Annotated in this window: 17 protein-coding genes; 7 read left to right on the forward strand and 10 right to left on the reverse strand. The window is 31.8% G+C overall.

Going from position 1 to position 17,281, the window contains the following annotated elements; translation table 11 throughout:
* The first annotated feature begins 102 nt into the window (after positions 1-102).
* Positions 103-1,644: an L-piperidine-6-carboxylate dehydrogenase gene (amaB, locus tag D6T69_RS02785; protein WP_125066352.1), complete on the forward strand. Its 1,542-nt coding sequence runs from the start codon at positions 103-105 to the stop codon at positions 1,642-1,644.
* 79 nt (positions 1,645-1,723) lie between these two features.
* Here amaB and D6T69_RS02790 read toward each other — a convergent pair whose 3' ends face one another.
* Positions 1,724-2,107 (reverse strand): ankyrin repeat domain-containing protein, encoded by a 384-nt coding sequence (locus D6T69_RS02790; protein ID WP_125066353.1) that lies wholly within the window; start codon positions 2,105-2,107, stop codon positions 1,724-1,726.
* 196 nt (positions 2,108-2,303) lie between these two features.
* Between D6T69_RS02790 and D6T69_RS02795 the strand changes: the two genes are divergently transcribed.
* The 3 genes from D6T69_RS02795 (at position 2,304) to D6T69_RS02810 (ending at position 4,301) form a co-directional block, all read left to right on the forward strand.
* The gene (locus D6T69_RS02795) at positions 2,304-2,822 is read left to right on the forward strand and encodes a hypothetical protein (protein ID WP_125066354.1); all 519 of its coding nucleotides are present in this window, start codon (positions 2,304-2,306) and stop codon (positions 2,820-2,822) included.
* Positions 2,823-2,893: 71 nt separating this feature from the next.
* Positions 2,894-3,655, forward strand: a complete 762-nt coding sequence (locus D6T69_RS02800; protein WP_125066355.1) for a cyclase family protein — start codon at positions 2,894-2,896, stop codon at positions 3,653-3,655.
* Positions 3,656-3,911: 256 nt separating this feature from the next.
* A complete protein-coding gene (locus D6T69_RS02810) occupies positions 3,912-4,301 on the forward strand; it encodes a hypothetical protein (RefSeq protein WP_125066356.1) in 390 nt (129 codons plus the stop codon).
* Positions 4,302-4,338: 37 nt separating this feature from the next.
* Here the strand turns inward: D6T69_RS02810 and D6T69_RS02815 are convergent, their stop codons facing one another.
* From D6T69_RS02815 to D6T69_RS02830, 4 genes are all read right to left on the reverse strand, one after another.
* Complete coding sequence (locus D6T69_RS02815) at positions 4,339-5,478, reverse strand: ATP-binding protein (protein ID WP_125066357.1); 1,140 nt, start codon at positions 5,476-5,478, stop codon at positions 4,339-4,341.
* A 3-nt stretch (positions 5,479-5,481) separates the two neighbouring features.
* Positions 5,482-6,237: an SDR family NAD(P)-dependent oxidoreductase gene (locus tag D6T69_RS02820; RefSeq protein WP_125066358.1), complete on the reverse strand. Its 756-nt coding sequence runs from the start codon at positions 6,235-6,237 to the stop codon at positions 5,482-5,484.
* Between the two features lie 133 nt (positions 6,238-6,370).
* A complete protein-coding gene (locus tag D6T69_RS02825; protein WP_125066359.1) occupies positions 6,371-7,288 on the reverse strand; it encodes a hypothetical protein in 918 nt (305 codons plus the stop codon).
* Positions 7,289-7,390: 102 nt separating this feature from the next.
* Entirely contained in the window at positions 7,391-7,861 is a 471-nt protein-coding gene (locus D6T69_RS02830; protein WP_125066360.1) for a hypothetical protein, read from the reverse strand.
* Between the two features lie 77 nt (positions 7,862-7,938).
* Here D6T69_RS02830 and D6T69_RS02835 point away from each other — a divergent pair, with 77 nt between their 5' ends.
* Both D6T69_RS02835 and D6T69_RS02840 read left to right on the forward strand, forming a co-directional pair.
* Positions 7,939-9,048: an NAD(P)/FAD-dependent oxidoreductase gene (locus tag D6T69_RS02835; RefSeq protein WP_125069153.1), complete on the forward strand. Its 1,110-nt coding sequence runs from the start codon at positions 7,939-7,941 to the stop codon at positions 9,046-9,048.
* Between the two features lie 21 nt (positions 9,049-9,069).
* On the forward strand, positions 9,070-9,522 hold the full coding sequence (locus D6T69_RS02840; protein WP_125066361.1) for a GreA/GreB family elongation factor: 453 nt from the start codon (positions 9,070-9,072) through the stop codon (positions 9,520-9,522).
* A 187-nt stretch (positions 9,523-9,709) separates the two neighbouring features.
* On the opposite strand, the gene D6T69_RS02845 is transcribed toward D6T69_RS02840, so the two are convergent.
* The 5 genes from D6T69_RS02845 to D6T69_RS02865 form a co-directional block, all read right to left on the reverse strand.
* Positions 9,710-10,645 (reverse strand): ABC transporter ATP-binding protein, encoded by a 936-nt coding sequence (locus tag D6T69_RS02845; RefSeq protein ID WP_125066362.1) that lies wholly within the window; start codon positions 10,643-10,645, stop codon positions 9,710-9,712.
* A gap of 63 nt (positions 10,646-10,708) precedes the next feature.
* Positions 10,709-11,581, reverse strand: coding sequence for a 30S ribosomal protein S6--L-glutamate ligase (gene rimK, locus D6T69_RS02850; RefSeq protein WP_125066363.1), 873 nt, complete (start codon positions 11,579-11,581; stop codon positions 10,709-10,711).
* Between the two features lie 3 nt (positions 11,582-11,584).
* Positions 11,585-11,998, reverse strand: coding sequence for an ATP-dependent zinc protease family protein (locus D6T69_RS02855; protein ID WP_047788093.1), 414 nt, complete (start codon positions 11,996-11,998; stop codon positions 11,585-11,587).
* A 129-nt stretch (positions 11,999-12,127) separates the two neighbouring features.
* Positions 12,128-14,206, reverse strand: coding sequence for a M13 family metallopeptidase (locus D6T69_RS02860; protein ID WP_125066364.1), 2,079 nt, complete (start codon positions 14,204-14,206; stop codon positions 12,128-12,130).
* Between the two features lie 111 nt (positions 14,207-14,317).
* On the reverse strand, positions 14,318-16,477 hold the full coding sequence (locus tag D6T69_RS02865) for a prolyl oligopeptidase family serine peptidase (protein ID WP_125066365.1): 2,160 nt from the start codon (positions 16,475-16,477) through the stop codon (positions 14,318-14,320).
* 141 nt (positions 16,478-16,618) lie between these two features.
* Here D6T69_RS02865 and trxA point away from each other — a divergent pair, with 141 nt between their 5' ends.
* Entirely contained in the window at positions 16,619-16,978 is a 360-nt protein-coding gene (gene trxA, locus D6T69_RS02870; protein ID WP_047788090.1) for a thioredoxin, read from the forward strand.
* The last annotated feature ends 303 nt before the right edge of the window (positions 16,979-17,281 follow it).

The raw sequence follows: 17,281 nt of genomic DNA on the forward strand, positions 1-17,281 counted from the left end.
ATTTTTAAACAAAAACAACAGTGTTTGTTTAATTTATTAATTGTAAAATTATTCGTAGTTTTGAGCTTTAAATTTAAACAACTAAAATTAGAATATAAAAATATGGCAGATTTTGGTATTAAAGAAGCTCTAGCTACTTTAGGCTTACAAGAAATAAATGAAGGAACTTCAACAGGTTCAGTAAACTTTTCAAACGGTGAAATTATTGAATCATATTCACCAGTAGATGGAAAGTTAATAGGAAAAGTAAAAGCTTCTACCAAAGAAGATTACGAAAAAGTGATGGATGCTGCTACCTCAGCATTTAAAACATGGAGAGCAATGCCTGCACCTCAACGTGGAGAAATTGTTCGTCAATTTGGAAACAAATTAAGAGAATTAAAAGAACCATTAGGTAAGTTAGTTTCTTACGAAATGGGAAAATCTTACCAAGAAGGTTTAGGTGAGGTTCAAGAAATGATTGATATCTGTGATTTTGCTGTAGGTTTATCTCGTCAGTTAAACGGACAAGTAATTCCATCAGAAAGACCAGGACACGTAATGCGTGAGCAATGGCACCCATTAGGAGTAGTTGGTATTATTTCAGCATTTAACTTCCCTGTAGCTGTTTGGTCTTGGAACACAGCATTAGCTTGGATTTGTGGTAACGTATGTGTATGGAAAGGTTCAGAAAAAGCTCCTTTATGTTCAGTAGCTTGCCAAAATATTATAGCTGAGGTTTTAAAAGCTAACGATTTACCAGAAGGTATTTCTTGTATTGTTAATGGAGATTACAAAGTTGGTGAATACATTACTGAAGATACACGTATTCCTTTAGTATCAGCTACTGGTTCTACAAGAATGGGACGTATTGTTGGTGCTAAAGTTGCTGAGCGTTTCGGTAAATCATTATTAGAATTAGGAGGAAACAATGCAATTATTATTACTCCAACTGCTGATTTAAAAGTAGTAGTTCCTGGAGCTGTATTTGGTGCTGTAGGTACTTGTGGTCAACGTTGTACATCAACACGTCGTTTAATCATCCACGAATCTGTATATGATAAAGTAAGAGATGCGATTGTTGGAGCTTACGGTCAAATTAAGATTGGAAACCCATTAGATGAAAACAATCACGTTGGACCATTAATTGATAAAGACTCAGTAGATACATATTTAGCTGCTATTGAAAAAGCAAAAGCTGAAGGAGGTAAAGTATTAGTAGAAGGAGGTGTTTTAGAAGGAGAAGGATATGAAAGTGGTTGTTACGTTAAACCAGCAATTATTGAAGCTGAAAACCACTATGAAATCGTTCAACATGAAACATTTGCTCCAATTTTATACTTAATGAAGTATTCAGGAGATGTTGAAAACGCTATTGAATTACAAAATGGAGTAGCGCAAGGATTATCTTCTTCAATCATGACAGCAGAAATGAAAGAAGCTGAAAAATTCTTATCATTCGCAGGGTCTGACTGTGGTATTGCTAACGTTAATATTGGTACTTCAGGAGCTGAAATCGGTGGTGCTTTCGGTGGTGAGAAAGAAACAGGTGGTGGACGTGAGTCTGGATCTGATGCTTGGAAAGTATACATGCGTCGTCAGACAAATACCGTAAACTATTCTGATGAGTTACCTTTAGCACAAGGAATTAAGTTCGATTTATAAGAAAACATAGTTTTCAAAACATAAAAAAGTCTCATCATTTCGATGAGACTTTTTGTTTTTAACTAAGTTGGTGGTTATACTATTTTTCTAAAGCAGCAGCAATAATTGTATAAGCTTCGTGTGCTTTTGACATTTTAGCATACTCTAAGGCAGTGTACCCTCTTTCTGATTTTACTTTTAATTTAGCTCCACTATCAATTAATAATTGAACAATATCTGCTTTGTTATATCTAGCAGCAAACATTAAAGGAGTTAATCCGGTAGATTTTCTGTTAATATCTGTTCCATTTTCAACCATAGCTTTTACAGCCTCAAAGTTTCCAGCTCTAATTAACTTACAAAAAGTACTTACGTTAGGATATTCTAAGGTAGTTTTAACAGGAGCTTCGTATGAAGTTGAAGCAGCAGTGATAGTTCCGAAAGATAAAGCGATTGCTAAAGCAGTTAATACAAATTTTTTCATGATGTTAAGTTTTTATTTTAAGATTAGGTTACAGCTAAAAGACGCCTATTAAAACAAAACGTTTCATTAAAAGTGCACACTTAACAATTATTTAAGATAAGGTCTTAAAAATCTCTTAATAGATTAAATAATTTTTAATAAATTAACAATCAGTAATTTAATTAACCAAAAACGTAACCAAACTTAAAACAGAATTATGAATCAGAGTATATTAATTCCATTAATAGTAGGTGTTGTTTCTGCTATATTAGGCTATTTATTAGGAAGATTATTGAGTAAAAGCAAAAATGGAAATGAGAAAGTTCTTTTAAAAAATAAAATAGCCAAGCTAGAGTCAAGCTTGAGAAAATGTAAAGAAAGCAGGTCTATTTTAGAAACAGACTTAAAATTAGCGAAAGAATCGAGTGTGTTAATACCTTTTGATGCATCTTTAGCCAAAACGATTTTTGGAAAAAAAATAAAGGAAAATGATTTAAAAATAATTGAAGGTGTGGGACCTAAAATAGAAGAACTTTTCCATAACTCTGGAATTAGTACTTGGAAGGAGTTAGGGGAAACTTCAATAGATAAATGTCAAGAAGTGTTGAAAAGTGGAGGAGACCGTTACAGGGCTCATAAACCAAATACTTGGCCAAAACAAGCACAACTTGCTTATGAAGGTAAATGGCAAGAACTAAAAGAATGGCAAGATAATTTGGATGGCGGAAAAGCATAATAACAATAGAAATCCCTCGTAACTAGCGAGGGATTTTCTTTTATATTTGTTTGGAGCAACTATAAAGTATTATGAAAATTATCGATCTATCCAAACCTATTCAATACAATAAACAAGATCCATGGTTTATGAAAGTTAAAATAAAACATAAACCACATCATAAATCAAAATGGTTAATTAGAATTTTAGGATTACCATTTAAACTTTTTCCAAAAAACTTTACAGGTTGGGCGGACGATACAATTCAAAAAATGGGAGTACATTCTACAACTCATATCGATGCTCCTTGGCATTATTCTCCTACTGTAAATGGTGAAAAAGCAAAAACGATAGATGAAGTTCCGTTAGATTGGTGTTTTGGAGAAGGGATAGTGATTGACATGAAACATAAGGTAGATTTTGATCCAATCACAGTTGAAGATATTCAACAGTTTTTACAAGAAAACCAGTTAGAAATACAACCAAATATGATTGTGTTGCTTAAAACAGGACGTGATAAACTTAACGGAACAAAAGACTTTCATAAAAAAGGTACAGGAGTAAGTGCTAAAGCTACTGAGTGGTTGATAGACCAAGGAATTAAAGTGATGGGAATTGATGCTTGGGGTTGGGATTTACCACTTCCTTATATGATTCAAAAAGCAAAAGAAACTAATAATTCTGAATTGTTTTGGGAAGGACACTTGGTAGGACAAAACAAGGAATATTGTCATATGGAACAACTAGTAAACCTCGACGCATTACCGTTGACTGGATTTAAAGTAGCCGTATTTCCTTTAAAAATAATAGGGGCTTCTGCTGCACCTGCAAGAGTGGTTGCGATGTTAGAATAAAAATATTAACTTCATATTTTTGCTATTAGCTTTAGTAGCTAGAGTTATTGGTACCATAGGTAGTTTTGGATCATCCGTTTTCTTTGTGCCTCTAGGAAACTTTTATTTTAGGACCTATAGCTATCGATTGTTCAGTTAGCATTGAGGTAATTAAATATTTAAATTGGTTTCATATTCTTAATCATGCTGTTTTCCTAATTTGACGCAACCTTTTGTACTAATAAACATCTAAGTATTAAATGGTAAATCTAAAAACATGAAAAAGCAAATTTTACTTTTATTGGTTGTTAGCCTTATGTTCTCTTGTAACAACGATGAAGATAACTTAGAAACAGAATTAATAGGAAAATGGAAATTAATTGAGGTTTTAGCAGACCCAGGAGATGGTAGTGGAACTTTTGAACCTGTTAGAAGTAATAAAACTATTGAATTTAAAAGTGATGGAACATTAACAACTAATAATTCTTTATGTGATCCATACTCAGATGAAATGATAAGTTCAGGAACTTATGAAAACAATACTATAACTACTGGTTGTCAAAACCCTAATATTGCAACTATATCTTTTGAATTAAAGAATCAGTATTTAATTTTAAATTTTATTTCTAATGAAGGATATTCTCAAAAATTTGAAAAGATAAATTAATACAGAAATTACGATAATAACTTTCAGTTAAAATATTCTAATTATACTTTACCTTACGTATTACGCGCATGGCTTCTTTATATTTAATATAGGTAGTTTTATCTTCTAAATTTTTAATATAATTTTTTGCTTTTTTAAGTTGTATAGGAGCGTCTTCAAACCCGTTTAAATAACAGATTAAATAGGAGGTGGGTAATCGATACACATCTTCATGCTCAGTAACTGAAAGTGACTTCTTTTTCACAATTTTAGCAACAATACTATTATTGTTTTTATAAATGAGTTGTAATATATCATTATGATATTGAGGAGCTTCAAAGAGAAATTCCGTAACAATATCATGCTTGCCGTTATCTTTAAAATTGATAATTGTTTTTTCTAGCGGGTATCTTTTTTCAGTCTTATCAATTCCTAAAACAATGTATTCGGTAATAATAAAAGACTGTTCGTTGTAACTAATTTGTACATCATCTAACGAAGAAAAAAACAAACGTACTTGTTCGTTTACTAATTCAATATCAACACGAGTAAAAAACTCTTCATTATTTATAATTTTCTTTTTTCCTGCCCAACAAAGTACAAATTGTTCGTTAAATACTTTGTATTGCGGATTATATTCTGGTTTGTGTCTATTAATAAAGTCGAAAACGCCATCAAGGGTAAGTTGAATATTGTTACTTGCGTTTTTTTCAATAGCTTCAACAATAGCTTTATTGTTATTTTTTAGAACAAAATTTTCTTCAGCAGGCATGGAATTGCTGCCTCTGCGATAAAAAATAGTTCCTCTACGATACTTCCAGGCATTTTTAGCTAAAGATGTGATTAGTTTGGTAGGATAAATAGTTACCAATCCAATTACCTTATGACGTTGCAAACGAGGAAAAGGAACATTTTCATATTCTATTTTTGGAGGATTATTCAGATAAGCATTTACCAAATTTTGAATTTTACTATCATCGTAAAAATCAACCCCAATAATTTTATTTTCTTCATCCTCAATACCAATAACAATGTAAGAGTTATTGTTAGGGTTTGAATTAGAAAGCGCACAAACGTGTTTTATAAATTTAGCTTTTCCTTCTTTAGAACCTAAGGATAACTTTTGCTTTTTATCATAAAAACTATTTTCGTCGTTATGCGACAGTAAGTTTTTAATTAAAAGACGTTTGTTAATCACAATCTAAGCGTTTTTGTTCACAATAGTTGCACTAGCTTGCGCTGTAGGGTATACAATTAAATCTTCAATATTTACATGGTACGGACGAGTAACTACAAAGTGAATAATATCAGCTATATCTTCAGGTTGTAGTGCTTTGTATCCTTGATATACAGTTTTAGCTCTTTCAGAATCTCCTTTAAAACGAACATCAGAAAATTCTGTTTCTACCAATCCAGGGTGAATGGCACATACGCGAATATTATGTTGATTCAAATCAATACGCATTCCCTTATTTAAGGCATTTACAGCGAATTTTGACGCACAATACACATTTCCGTTAGGATACACATCTTTTCCTGCAATAGAACCAATATTTACAATGAAACCGTTGTTGCGTTCAACCATTTGAGGGATGATAGCTTTTGAAACATATAATAGGCCTTTAACGTTTCCGTCAATCATAGCGTCCCAATCGTCAATATTTCCATTTTGAATGCTGTTTAATCCATGAGCATTTCCAGCATTGTTAATAAGAATATCAATATGTTTAAATTCGTCAGGTAAACTATTGATTGCATTTTGTACTTCTTCGTTATAACGAACATCAAACTGAAGTATATGTACTTTGGTAAATTTTGATAATTCTTGTTGCAGTTTTTGTAGCTTTTCAATACGTCTACCACAAAGAATTAAATTGATGTTATTTGTTGCAAAAAGTTGAGCGGTTGCCTTACCAATACCTGAGGTTGCTCCAGTAATTAAAGCAGTTTGTTGCATGGTTTTTTGTTTTGTATAAAGGTAAACTTTTTTATGCTAAGCAACTATTATAAAATGAAAAACCGCCCCTTACGGAGCGGTTCCTTTTAGTTGGCTACTACACCAACCAAAAATCAACTAACCAAACTTTATTTTATTTCCTTTTCGGAACTGTTTCTCTTTCTATTTTAGTACGCTTTCTACCACTATTTCTTACAGCTGGTTTAGCAGTACTTGTTTTTTCTCCTTTAAGATATTGTATAAAACCTCTTCCTGAAAAAACATATGTTATTTGAGAACTTACATGGTATAACTGTATCGTTTCGTCATTTATAACGGTTAAGTCAAATTCTTCAGTATCTCCGTTATCATAATTAAGTGTTAAATATTTTAAGTTTTCTTCACCCTGAACATTACGAACTATATAGCTCCCTTTAAAGTCCCAGTTTATATAATCAATATTTGTGCCAAAAGGGTCATGCGATGAGTAGAATGTTACATCATTTTCAGGAGTAAACTGTAAATAATTTTCATAATCAAACGGGTTTTCAACACCACCAGATCTTCTAGTTCTTTCCCAAGCTTTAAACTCTTGTAAAAAATACTCAATATTTTCATAGAACAACATGTCATAATCAAAAGAATTTACTTGATAACCTACTAAATAATAACTGACATTTTGCGATAAATCATCAATTCTAATTTCGTTACTAGAAAGTTGTACCACATCAAATTCAAAATATCCATCTATATCGTGACGTGTTTCTAAAATTGTTCCGTATGTACTATAGTTACCCACAGCTATACCTAAACCATTTCCGGTTTTACCAATATCAACAATATTGTTATTTGCATACATGGTTCCGTTTAAAAAAGAAATAGTAAAAGCTCTTGATAAAAAAGGAACTTCGCCACTACCAGTTGTTCTGTGATAATCTACATACCATAAATCATAACTTGAAATATATTCGTTTAATGAAAAACCATCATCTACAATTTCATTTCTTACAACACACGACGTAAGTGTTACACCACTAATAAGTAGTACTAAAAGTAATTTTATACGTTTCATAAGCATTCGTTTTATGGTTATGCTTATAGGTTTTCAAATTACGTGCCAAAAATAAAAACACCTCAAAAAAGAGGTGTTTAAAGCTATTCTATGCTAAGGCTTTTATTGCATAAAGACCTTATCTTTTTTTATAATGTTTTCTATTTTAACGTAGTGTGTTTTCTCTCCTATGACATAAGAAATCATTGCTTCATTTTCTTTTAATTCAAAAGGAAATTCTTCTGCAGGAGTGTTTGGAGTATTTCCAAACTCTTTTTTAGGATCAGCATGTAAAATAAGATCCTTTCGGTCATTAGATGAGGTTTTATAACGTGCAGCAATGTATTGTTTATCGTTATGTTGCTCAACAATAGCTTTGGTAATCCTGTTTTGAAAATATACTTTTTGAAAATCAACAGGTTTTTCAGCAGTGAAATTGATAATTAAGTTAGTAGAGTTATAACTACCTTTTACACCTCCTGTTACATGAGAATAACTTGCCGATTCTATTTTGAAAGGATGATTGTTTTCCATTTTTACACTTGCGCATTTCGTAAAGCTTAGAGCTAAAATTAAGATTCCAATTAATTTCATAGAGTTGTTTTTTAATGTTTAAATTTAGACATTCAAGGAGTGTGCCAAGTCACAAATATAATCAGATTTATATGAAGTTGAATTTCAGTTACTGGGAACTAAAAGAGTGGTTTACAAATGTTGATTTTACTGTAGTAGGAAGTGGAATTGTGGGGTTAAATTGTGCATTGCAATTAAGAGAAAAATACCCCAAGGCAAAAATTCTAGTTTTAGAAAAAGGAGTGTTACCACAAGGAGCCAGCACAAAAAATGCAGGTTTTGCTTGTTTTGGAAGCTTATCAGAATTAATCGATGATTTACAAACACATACAGAAGAAGAGGTATTTAACTTAGTAAAAAAACGTTGTGAAGGATTACAGCTTTTAAGAACTACTTTAGGTGATAATAAAATCGATTTTCAACAAAATAAAGGCTATGAACTGTTTTTAACAAAAGAGTTATATGAATCTTGTTTGAATAAAAAAGAAGCTATAAATAAGCTTTTGCAACCATTATTTAATTCAGATGTTTTTACGGTAGAACATAATAAGTTTAATTTTCAAAACATTTATAAAAACTATATTACCAATAATTTTGAAGGTCAAATAGATACTGGTAAAATGGCTGCGAAATTGTTAGAAAAAGTATTGTCTTCAGGAATAAAAATTATCAATAACATTCAGGTTGAAAAGTTTATTGAAAATAATGAGCAGGTAGAGGTTGAAACGAACCAAATTACATTTAACACAAAAAAACTATTTATTGCTACTAATGGTTTTGCAAATCAATTATTAAATGAAAGCGTGAAACCAGCTAGAGCACAAGTATTAATTACGAAACCAATTGAAAATTTACATATAAAAGGAACCTTTCATTTAGATAAAGGTTATTATTATTTTAGAAATATTGATGATAGAATTTTGTTTGGAGGAGGAAGAAACCTTGATTTTAAAGGGGAGAAAACTATTGAATTTGGACAAACAGCGCTTATTCAAAATAAATTAGAAGAAATCTTAAAAACAACAATTTTACCAAATACTAAAGTTGAAATTGAACATCGTTGGAGCGGAATTATGGGAGTTGGAAATCAGAAAAAAACGATTGTAAAACAGCTTTCAAATAATGTGTTTTGTGGTGTACGATTAGGAGGAATGGGAGTTGCTATAGGAAGTTTGGTAGGGAAGGAGTTAGCGCAACTTGTAAATTAGTATTGATTAGAAAAGTAAAAAATGAATATTAAAGAAGAGTTATACAAACAATGTGAGTTGTATGTAAATAAACGTTTACAAACTGTAGAAGAAACAATTACTTCTCATCAAAAAGCATTACAATCTGAAACAAAAAGTTCTGCGGGAGATAAACATGAAACAGGAAGAGCAATGTTGCAGTTAGAAATGGAAAAAGCGAGTCAGCAACTTAGTGGAATTGCTCAAATGAAAGAAACACTTGCTAAAATTAATACAGATACAACTTCAAGAATAGCTCATTTAGGAAGTGTGGTTATAACCACCTCAACTATAAACTATTTTATTAGTGTGAGTGTAGGGTTGTTAACTTTTAAAAATAAAAAATATTTCGCAATATCTCCATCTTCACCTATTGGAAGGCTAATTTTAGGGAAAAAGGAAGGAGAATCTTTTGAATTCAACGGAGCAAAAAACATCATAAAAGAAATTTTTTAGAAAAAAAGGTAGGGTAAAATAAAAGTTATTTGTTTTAGTTTTGGAAAGGTTGTTATAACCAGAACAGAAAAAGAAGCTATAATACACTTTTATCTTTTGGTGTTTAAGATGGTAAGGGTGTATTTTTTAGAAAAATAATTTATTTTAAGATAGTTGAGTAATAATTATTGAGATAGTTATTATTGGTTTAAACAGTCTCTTTTAACTTAAATGAGACTGTTTTTTTATGCTCAATATTTTCAAAGTGGTTTATAAAAATGGATTGGTTGTTATAAGCAACTTCGATTAGCCAATAATTCCCCTTAAAATAAGATTTAAGTACTGTTCCTTCTAGTTTTGATGGTTTTTTGGTAATTTCAAGTAAGTTAGGATATAGTAGTAATGTTTGTTTATTTATGGTGAGTTCGTTTACATCATCAAATAAAGAAGCAACATACTTTTCTTTTGGGTTTTTATATAAGTTTGTTGGACTGTCATATGCAATGATTTGGTTGTTGCGGATTACCATCATGGTATCAGCAAAAGAAAGTGCATCGTTTCCATCGTGTGTAGCAACAATACAGACAATATTTTTCTTTTTTAAATATGCAAATAATCGTCTTCTTAATGAGTTCTTTTTAAAGTTGTCTATTTGACTGAAAGGTTCGTCTAACAATAATAATTCTGGTTCTTTAGCCAACGCTCTTGCAATGGCTACTCTTTGTTGCTGTCCACCACTTAAGTTTTTAACTTTTTCGTTCGCTAATTCGGTCATTTCAATAACTTCCAAAAGTTCTTGTGTTCTTTCTTCAGCTTCTTTAGGATAAAATCGTGACAAGAATTTTTTAATATTTTCACTTACAGATGTGAAAGGCATTAAGTCAAAATCTTGCGCTACATATTTAAAAAATTCCATTCCAGGAACTAAGTGATGTTCGGGACCCAAAATTTGAATATTATTCCAATATAAGTTCCCTTTATCAACATCTAGTAAACCATATACAATTTTTAAAAGTGTAGATTTTCCACAACCACTTTCACCCATTACACATAAGTGCTCACCTTTTTGAAGTGTAAAATGGATGTTTTCTAAGGTTTTTTCTTTAGATGGATAAGTGAATGAAATATTGTTTACTTGTAGCATATCTGCAAAAGTAACTCTTTAGAGAGAAACAAAAAACCGATACTCTTTTGTATCGGTTTTGTTTTAAGCGCTTCTTTCTACGTAACGTATAATACTTTTTGCTATATCTTTTCCAGTGGCTTTTTCAATGCCCTCTAAACCAGGAGAAGAATTAACTTCTAAAATCAAAGGACCTCTATCAGATTGTAACATATCTACACCAGCAATACCTAACTTCATTGCTTTTACAGCTTTTAAAGCAGCATTTTCTTCTTCATCAGTTAATTCTATAATTTCTGAAGTTCCTCCCCTGTGTAGGTTGGACCTAAATTCACCTTCTTTTCCTTGACGTTTCATAGCACCAACAACAACACCATCTACTACAAAAGCACGAATATCAGCTCCTTTAGCTTCTTTAATATATTCTTGAACAATTACACGAGCTTGTAAACCGTTAAAAGCTTCTATAACAGATTCTGCAGCTTTTCTGGTTTCGGCTAAAACAACACCAAGGCCTTGTGTTCCTTCTAAAAGTTTAACAATTAGAGGAGCACCACCTACTTTTTTTATAATTTCTGAAGTGTCTTTTGAATAATTGGTGAAAACCGTTTTTGGAAGTCCTAAATTTGCTCTCGAAAGTACTTGTAAACTACTTAGTTTATCTCTAGAGCGTACCAAAGCTTGAGACTCTACAGCAGAAAATACTTTCATCATTTCGAATTGACGTACAACTGCGGTACCATAAAAAGTAACTGAAGCACCAATACGAGGAATAATAGCGTCAACATCAGTTACAAGTTCATGATTGTATACTATCGCAGGTTTTCTTTTTTCGATAATAAGATCACATTTGGTATGGTCTAATACGACCATTTCATGACCTCTTTTTTCGCCTGCTTCTACTAAGCGTTTGGTTGAATATAATTTAGGGTTTCTAGAAAGAACAACAATTTTCATTTTTTATATTTCTTTTGATGTGATGTTTTTTTGTGAAACGTCCACAATAAATTTTTTATTTAAAAATTTTCTACCAATTAATACTGGATAATTCATTTTACCTCTATCTGATAACGATAGCTTTATTTTGTATTTTTTACCATAAAAAATAGCGGATGTAGAAACAACATACCTTTTTTGTTTCTTTCCGTTTGAACTTCTTATGCTTTTTACTTTATACTTTGTTGTTTGGAGCAATTTATTATTATACTTTTCTGTTTTAGGACAGAGTAATATAAACTCTAATACTCCGTCTTTTTCTTCAATATGCTTACAATGTATTGCAGAAGTATAGGCTCCTGTATCAATTTTTACAGGTAAATCTTCTATTTCCCAGTTTAAAAAGGATATTTTTTCAATCCTTCCAATTAGTCTCATTCTATTAAAAATTAAGGAGGGCGAATTACTTACTATTTTTTGGAATATACAAAACTTGTTGTTAATTTTTGGAAAACAAAAAACCAGTGTATATACACTGGTTTAAAGGTACTTATTTTTTAATTGAATTTACCAAATTCTTACACGATCTTCTGGCTTTAAGTACATTTTGTCTCCTTCTTTAACATCAAATGCTTCATAAAAAGCATCTACGTTTTTAAGAGGCATATAAGCTCTGTACATTCCAGGAGCATGCGTATCTGTCATGATACGGTTTTTTAATGCTTCATCACGCATTTTAGTTCTCCAAATAGTTCCCCAAGAAAGGAAGAAACGTTGTTCAGGAGTAAATCCGTCAATTTTTTCTGGACGACCATTCTTTTCTAAGAAAATTTGCAATCCTTCATAAGCAGCTTGTACACCACCTAAATCACCAATATTTTCACCTAAAGTAAACTCACCATTTAAGTTCATACTATCAATAGCAACAATATCACTAAATTGCTTTATTAATTTACTTCCTGCTTCTTTGAACTTTTCAGCATCTTCTTCTGTCCACCAATTTTTTAAGTTTCCATCACCATCAAAACGAGCACCAGAATCATCAAAACTATGAGAGATTTCGTGACCAATAACTGCTCCAATTCCTCCATAATTTACAGCTTCATCAGCTTTGTAGTTATAGAAAGGAGGTTGTAAAATAGCTGCTGGGAATACGATTTCATTGTTTACAGGATTAAAATAAGCGTTAACAGTTTGAGGAGACATTCCCCATTCAGTTCTATCTACTTCTTTACCTAATTTAGCCATATCTTTTTCAAAGTTCCACTTGCGAACATTAACAGCGTTGTCAAAATATGTACCTCCCTCATCTAATCCTTTAACAAGTAAAGTTGAGTAGTCTTTCCATTTATCAGGATATGCAATTTTAACAGTTAATTTGTGTAATTTCTCTAAAGCTTTTTCTTTAGTTTCAGCACTCATCCAAGGTAGTTGCGCAATACGTTTTTCAAAACCTAACATTACGTTATCAATCATTTCCTTAGCTTTTTGCTTCGCTTCAGGTGGAAACTTTTCATCTACATATAACTTACCTAAAGCTTCGCCAATAGCGCCATTTAAATTAGCTAAAGCACGTTCGTCTCTTGGACGTTGTTGTTTAGCTCCACGCATTTCTTTACTGTAGAATTCCCAGTTAGCTTTTTCTAAATCAGTAGATAATAAACCTAATGAGTTGTTGATAGCATTCCAACGTAATGATAATTTAACAGTTTCAATAGGACTATTTTTAAGTACTTCATTCATTGCTTTGAAATACCCTGGATCTGTAACAATAACTTTATCGATACTATCTACTCCAATACCTTTTAAATGAGCTTCCCAATCAATTACAGGAGCCAATTCAGCTAATTCAGCAAGAGTCATTGGGTTGTAAATTTTACGTGTATCTCTACGCTCTTCTTTTGTCATTCTAGGTTCAGCTAAACTCTTTTCGAAAGCAACAATAGTTGCTGCATTCTTTTTAGCTGTAGCTTCATCATCACCAAATTCTTGTAACATTTTAGCTACAAACACCTCATATTTTTCAAGCTTGTCTTTTACCTTTTCATCTACGTAGTAATCTCTTGATAAACCAAGTCCGCCAGCTCCCATGTAACCCGCATTCATACTACTGTTCTTAAGGTCGTTAAACACTCCAAAACCATAAAAACCAGCACCCCCATAAGGAGCCATATTGGTAATGAAAGTTTGTACGTCGTTTAAGTCTTTAATTTCTTCAATTTTTTGAAGAAAAGGTTGTACAGGTGCTTTACCTGCTTTATTTCTAGCTACGGTATCCATGATGGTTTCGTAGTAGTTTACCGCTTTTTCTTGATCAGAATCTATTTCGTTTCCTTCAGCATCTTTTATTTTTGGGAAGTTACCTTCTTCAATAGCCTTGTTTAAGATAGCTAATACATCTTTGGTAGTGGTTTTTCTCAACTGATTAAATCCTCCCCAAGAAGTTTCATCAGCAGGAATTTCAGTGTTATCAATCCAAGAACCGTTAACATATCTAAAGAAATCATCGGTAGGTTTAACCGAAGTATCCATATTTTCTAAAACAATTGCCTGTACTTTTTCTTCAGGCTTTTTGTCTGTTTTACACGCAATAACTCCTAAAGAAGCAACGGCAGTAGTAAACAGCATTTTGTGAATGGTTTTCATTTTTAATGTTTTTTGAATGAATCTTAATTTTAACAAACTACCTCGAGATTTTGTCCCGAGGTAGTAAATTTACTCTAATAAGAGTCTGTTTTTATAAAAATGTTACAGTTTTTAACTTTTTATTTTCGATTTAGGAGCGTTTGGTAATGTTTCAAATCCCATGTTAAATAAAGTAAATCCAAAAATATCAGCATACTGTTCAATAGTTTTTGCTACAGGAGTTCCTGCTCCATGACCCGCATTGGTTTCAATTCTAATTAATACAGGGTTGTCTCCTTGTTGTTTCTCTTGTAATTCAGCAGCAAACTTAAAACTGTGAGCTGGTACTACACGATCGTCATGGTCTCCTGTGGTTACCATAGTTGCAGGATATTGAGTACCTTCTTTTACATTGTGTACTGGTGAATATCCTTTTAAGTATTCAAACATTTCTTTGCTTTGTTCAGAAGTTCCGTAGTCATACGCCCAACCAGCCCCAGCTGTAAATGTGTGGTAACGTAGCATATCTAATACGCCTACAGCAGGTAAAGCTACCTTCATTAAATCAGGACGTTGTGTCATCGTAGCTCCTACTAATAAACCTCCGTTTGATCCTCCTCTAATTGCTAAATAATCAGAAGAAGTGTAGTTGTTGCTGATTAAATATTCGGCAGCAGCAATAAAATCGTCAAATACATTTTGCTTTTTTAACTGCGTACCAGCATTGTGCCATTTTTTACCATACTCTCCACCACCACGTAAGTTAGGTACAGCATATACACCACCTTGTTCCATCCAAACTGCATTGGCAATACTAAAACTTGGAGTTAAGCTTACATTGAACCCACCATAACCATATAAAATAGTAGGATTTTTACCGTTTAACTCTAATCCTTTTTTATAGGTAATAATCATAGGAACTTTTGTTCCATCTTTTGAAGTATAAAATACTTGCTTACTTTCATAGTCATCTGCGTTGAATGAAATAGCGGGTTTCCAGTATAGTTCATAAGTTCCATCTTCTGGGTTGAATTTATATGAAGAACTTGGAGTATTGTAGTTGGTAAAAGAGAAGTATAATTCTTTTGCATCTGCTTTTCCTCCAAAACCACCTGCAGAACCTACACCTGGTAATTTTACTTCACGGATTAATTTTCCGTCAAAATCGTATTGTACTACTTTAGAAACAGCATCTACCATATATTTTGCAAAGAAGTATCCAGCTCCTGTTGATGGAGATAATACGTTTTCAGTTTCAGGAATAAAATCTACCCAGTTTTCTGGAGTTGGGTTTGCAGCATCCACAGTAACAATTTTCTTGTTAGGAGCATTTAAGTTGGTTACTAAGTACAACTTACTTCCTTTACTATCAATTACATCAGTATCGCTATCAAAATTGTCAATGATAGGTGTTAATTTGCTATTAGGATCTGTTAAATCCTTAATAAACAACTTGTTTCCTGATGTTGAGGTTGAAGCAGACACAAATAAGTATTTGTTATCCTCTGTTAAATACCCACCAACATAACGGTGTTTTTCTTCTGGAGTAGCTCCAAAAATAACTTCATCAGAACTTTGAGGAGTTCCTAATTTATGGAAGTATAATTTATGTTGATCTGTCTTAGCAGATAATTCACTTCCTTTAGGTTTGTCATAACTAGAATAGTAAAAACCTTCGTTTCCTTTCCAAGCTATTCCAGAGAATTTTACATCTACTAAAGTATCTTCTTTAATTTCTTTGGTTTCAGCGTCCATTATAATAACCTTTCTCCAATCACTTCCTCCTTCTGAAATAGTGTACGCTACAGTTTTTCCATCTTTGGTAAAACTTACTGAACCTAATGATGTAGTTCCATCTTCAGCAAATGTATTAGGGTCTAAGAAAACTTCTTCTTTACCTTCTTTATCTTTTCTATATAAAACATATTGGTTTTGTAATCCGTTATTTTTATAAAAATAGGTGTAGTCACCTTCTTTAAATGGAGTTCCTACTTTTTCGTAGTTCCATAATTCTGATAAACGGTCTTTTAATTGTTCACGATATGGAATTTTATCTAAGTAATCGAAAGTTACTTCGTTTTCAGCTTTTACCCAAGCTTCAGTTTCAGTACTTCTATCATCTTCTAACCAACGATAGTTATCGGTTACTTTAGTTCCAAAATATTCATCTACAACAGGTTTTTTAGTTGTTTCTGGATAATTCACACTAATATTTTTTTTAGGTTGCTTTTCTTCTTTACAAGAAACTAAAATTGTTCCTGCACAAATAATGGGAAGAAGGATTTTTTTCATGATTAAAAAATTGGTTAATTCGACCAAATTTAGAAGAAAAACACTCATAGTCATTTATTTTAAGATGATTTTAACAAAAACACCCTTGTAAATCTATTGAAATAAAAACGACTACCTTTACATAATTATAATATAATAAGCATGACTGAAAATTTAAACAAAGAAGCTTTTTTAAAAAAGGTTTTTAACTATGAAGAAAATAAAGAATGGAAGTTTGAAGGAGAATTACCTGCAATAATTGATTTTTATGCTGATTGGTGTGGTCCATGTAAAGCATTAGCTCCTGTTTTGGAAGAATTAAGTGCAGAGTATGAAGGGAAAGTTCATATTTATAAAATAGATACAGAAGCAGAACAAGAATTAGCTGCTGCTTTTGGAATAAGAAGCATTCCTTCTATGTTATTTTGTCCTGCTAACGATGAACCTCAAATGGCACATGGAGCATTACCAAAAAAACAAATTGAACAAATAATAGAGGACGTTTTAAAGGTTAAAAAGTAACCTAAAAAAGAAGAATATAAAGGTTTAAAAAGTGGCGCAAAATGTGTCACTTTTTTTATGTTGAAACATAAAATAAGAAACTCAGTGAGTATCACTTATCAAGCGTTTTTTTTAATTTTAAATCATTGATTTTTAAGTTTTTGCAAAAGCTTAAAAAAGTTGTAAATTGAAGATAAAAAAGTAATTTGTTAAAAACTTCAAGGGATTTGTGAATAAGTATAGCTTTCAAAATTTAGCAATTTTTCCAATCTTTGTTTCTATACTCAGGGAATAAAAATAACACACTAAAAAGAGCTTAAAAAG

Origin of the sequence: Tenacibaculum singaporense (assembly GCF_003867015.1) — a bacterium.
Classification (GTDB): domain Bacteria; phylum Bacteroidota; class Bacteroidia; order Flavobacteriales; family Flavobacteriaceae; genus Polaribacter; species Polaribacter singaporensis.

Excerpts from the sequence above, each read along its gene's own strand:
- amaB (WP_125066352.1), top strand. The coding sequence starts at position 103 with ATGGCAGATTTTGGTATTAAAGAAGCTCTAGCTACTTTAGGCTTACAA.
- D6T69_RS02830 (WP_125066360.1), bottom strand. The coding sequence starts at position 7,861 with ATGAAATTAATTGGAATCTTAATTTTAGCTCTAAGCTTTACGAAATGC.
- D6T69_RS02800 (WP_125066355.1), top strand. The coding sequence starts at position 2,894 with ATGAAAATTATCGATCTATCCAAACCTATTCAATACAATAAACAAGAT.
- D6T69_RS02795 (WP_125066354.1), top strand. The coding sequence starts at position 2,304 with ATGAATCAGAGTATATTAATTCCATTAATAGTAGGTGTTGTTTCTGCT.
- D6T69_RS02810 (WP_125066356.1), top strand. The coding sequence starts at position 3,912 with ATGAAAAAGCAAATTTTACTTTTATTGGTTGTTAGCCTTATGTTCTCT.
- D6T69_RS02825 (WP_125066359.1), bottom strand. The coding sequence starts at position 7,288 with ATGAAACGTATAAAATTACTTTTAGTACTACTTATTAGTGGTGTAACA.
- D6T69_RS02820 (WP_125066358.1), bottom strand. The coding sequence starts at position 6,237 with ATGCAACAAACTGCTTTAATTACTGGAGCAACCTCAGGTATTGGTAAG.
- rimK (WP_125066363.1), bottom strand. The coding sequence starts at position 11,581 with ATGAAAATTGTTGTTCTTTCTAGAAACCCTAAATTATATTCAACCAAA.
- D6T69_RS02840 (WP_125066361.1), top strand. The coding sequence starts at position 9,070 with ATGAATATTAAAGAAGAGTTATACAAACAATGTGAGTTGTATGTAAAT.
- D6T69_RS02855 (WP_047788093.1), bottom strand. The coding sequence starts at position 11,998 with ATGAGACTAATTGGAAGGATTGAAAAAATATCCTTTTTAAACTGGGAA.
- D6T69_RS02865 (WP_125066365.1), bottom strand. The coding sequence starts at position 16,477 with ATGAAAAAAATCCTTCTTCCCATTATTTGTGCAGGAACAATTTTAGTT.
- D6T69_RS02860 (WP_125066364.1), bottom strand. The coding sequence starts at position 14,206 with ATGAAAACCATTCACAAAATGCTGTTTACTACTGCCGTTGCTTCTTTA.
- D6T69_RS02790 (WP_125066353.1), bottom strand. The coding sequence starts at position 2,107 with ATGAAAAAATTTGTATTAACTGCTTTAGCAATCGCTTTATCTTTCGGA.
- trxA (WP_047788090.1), top strand. The coding sequence starts at position 16,619 with ATGACTGAAAATTTAAACAAAGAAGCTTTTTTAAAAAAGGTTTTTAAC.
- D6T69_RS02845 (WP_125066362.1), bottom strand. The coding sequence starts at position 10,645 with ATGCTACAAGTAAACAATATTTCATTCACTTATCCATCTAAAGAAAAA.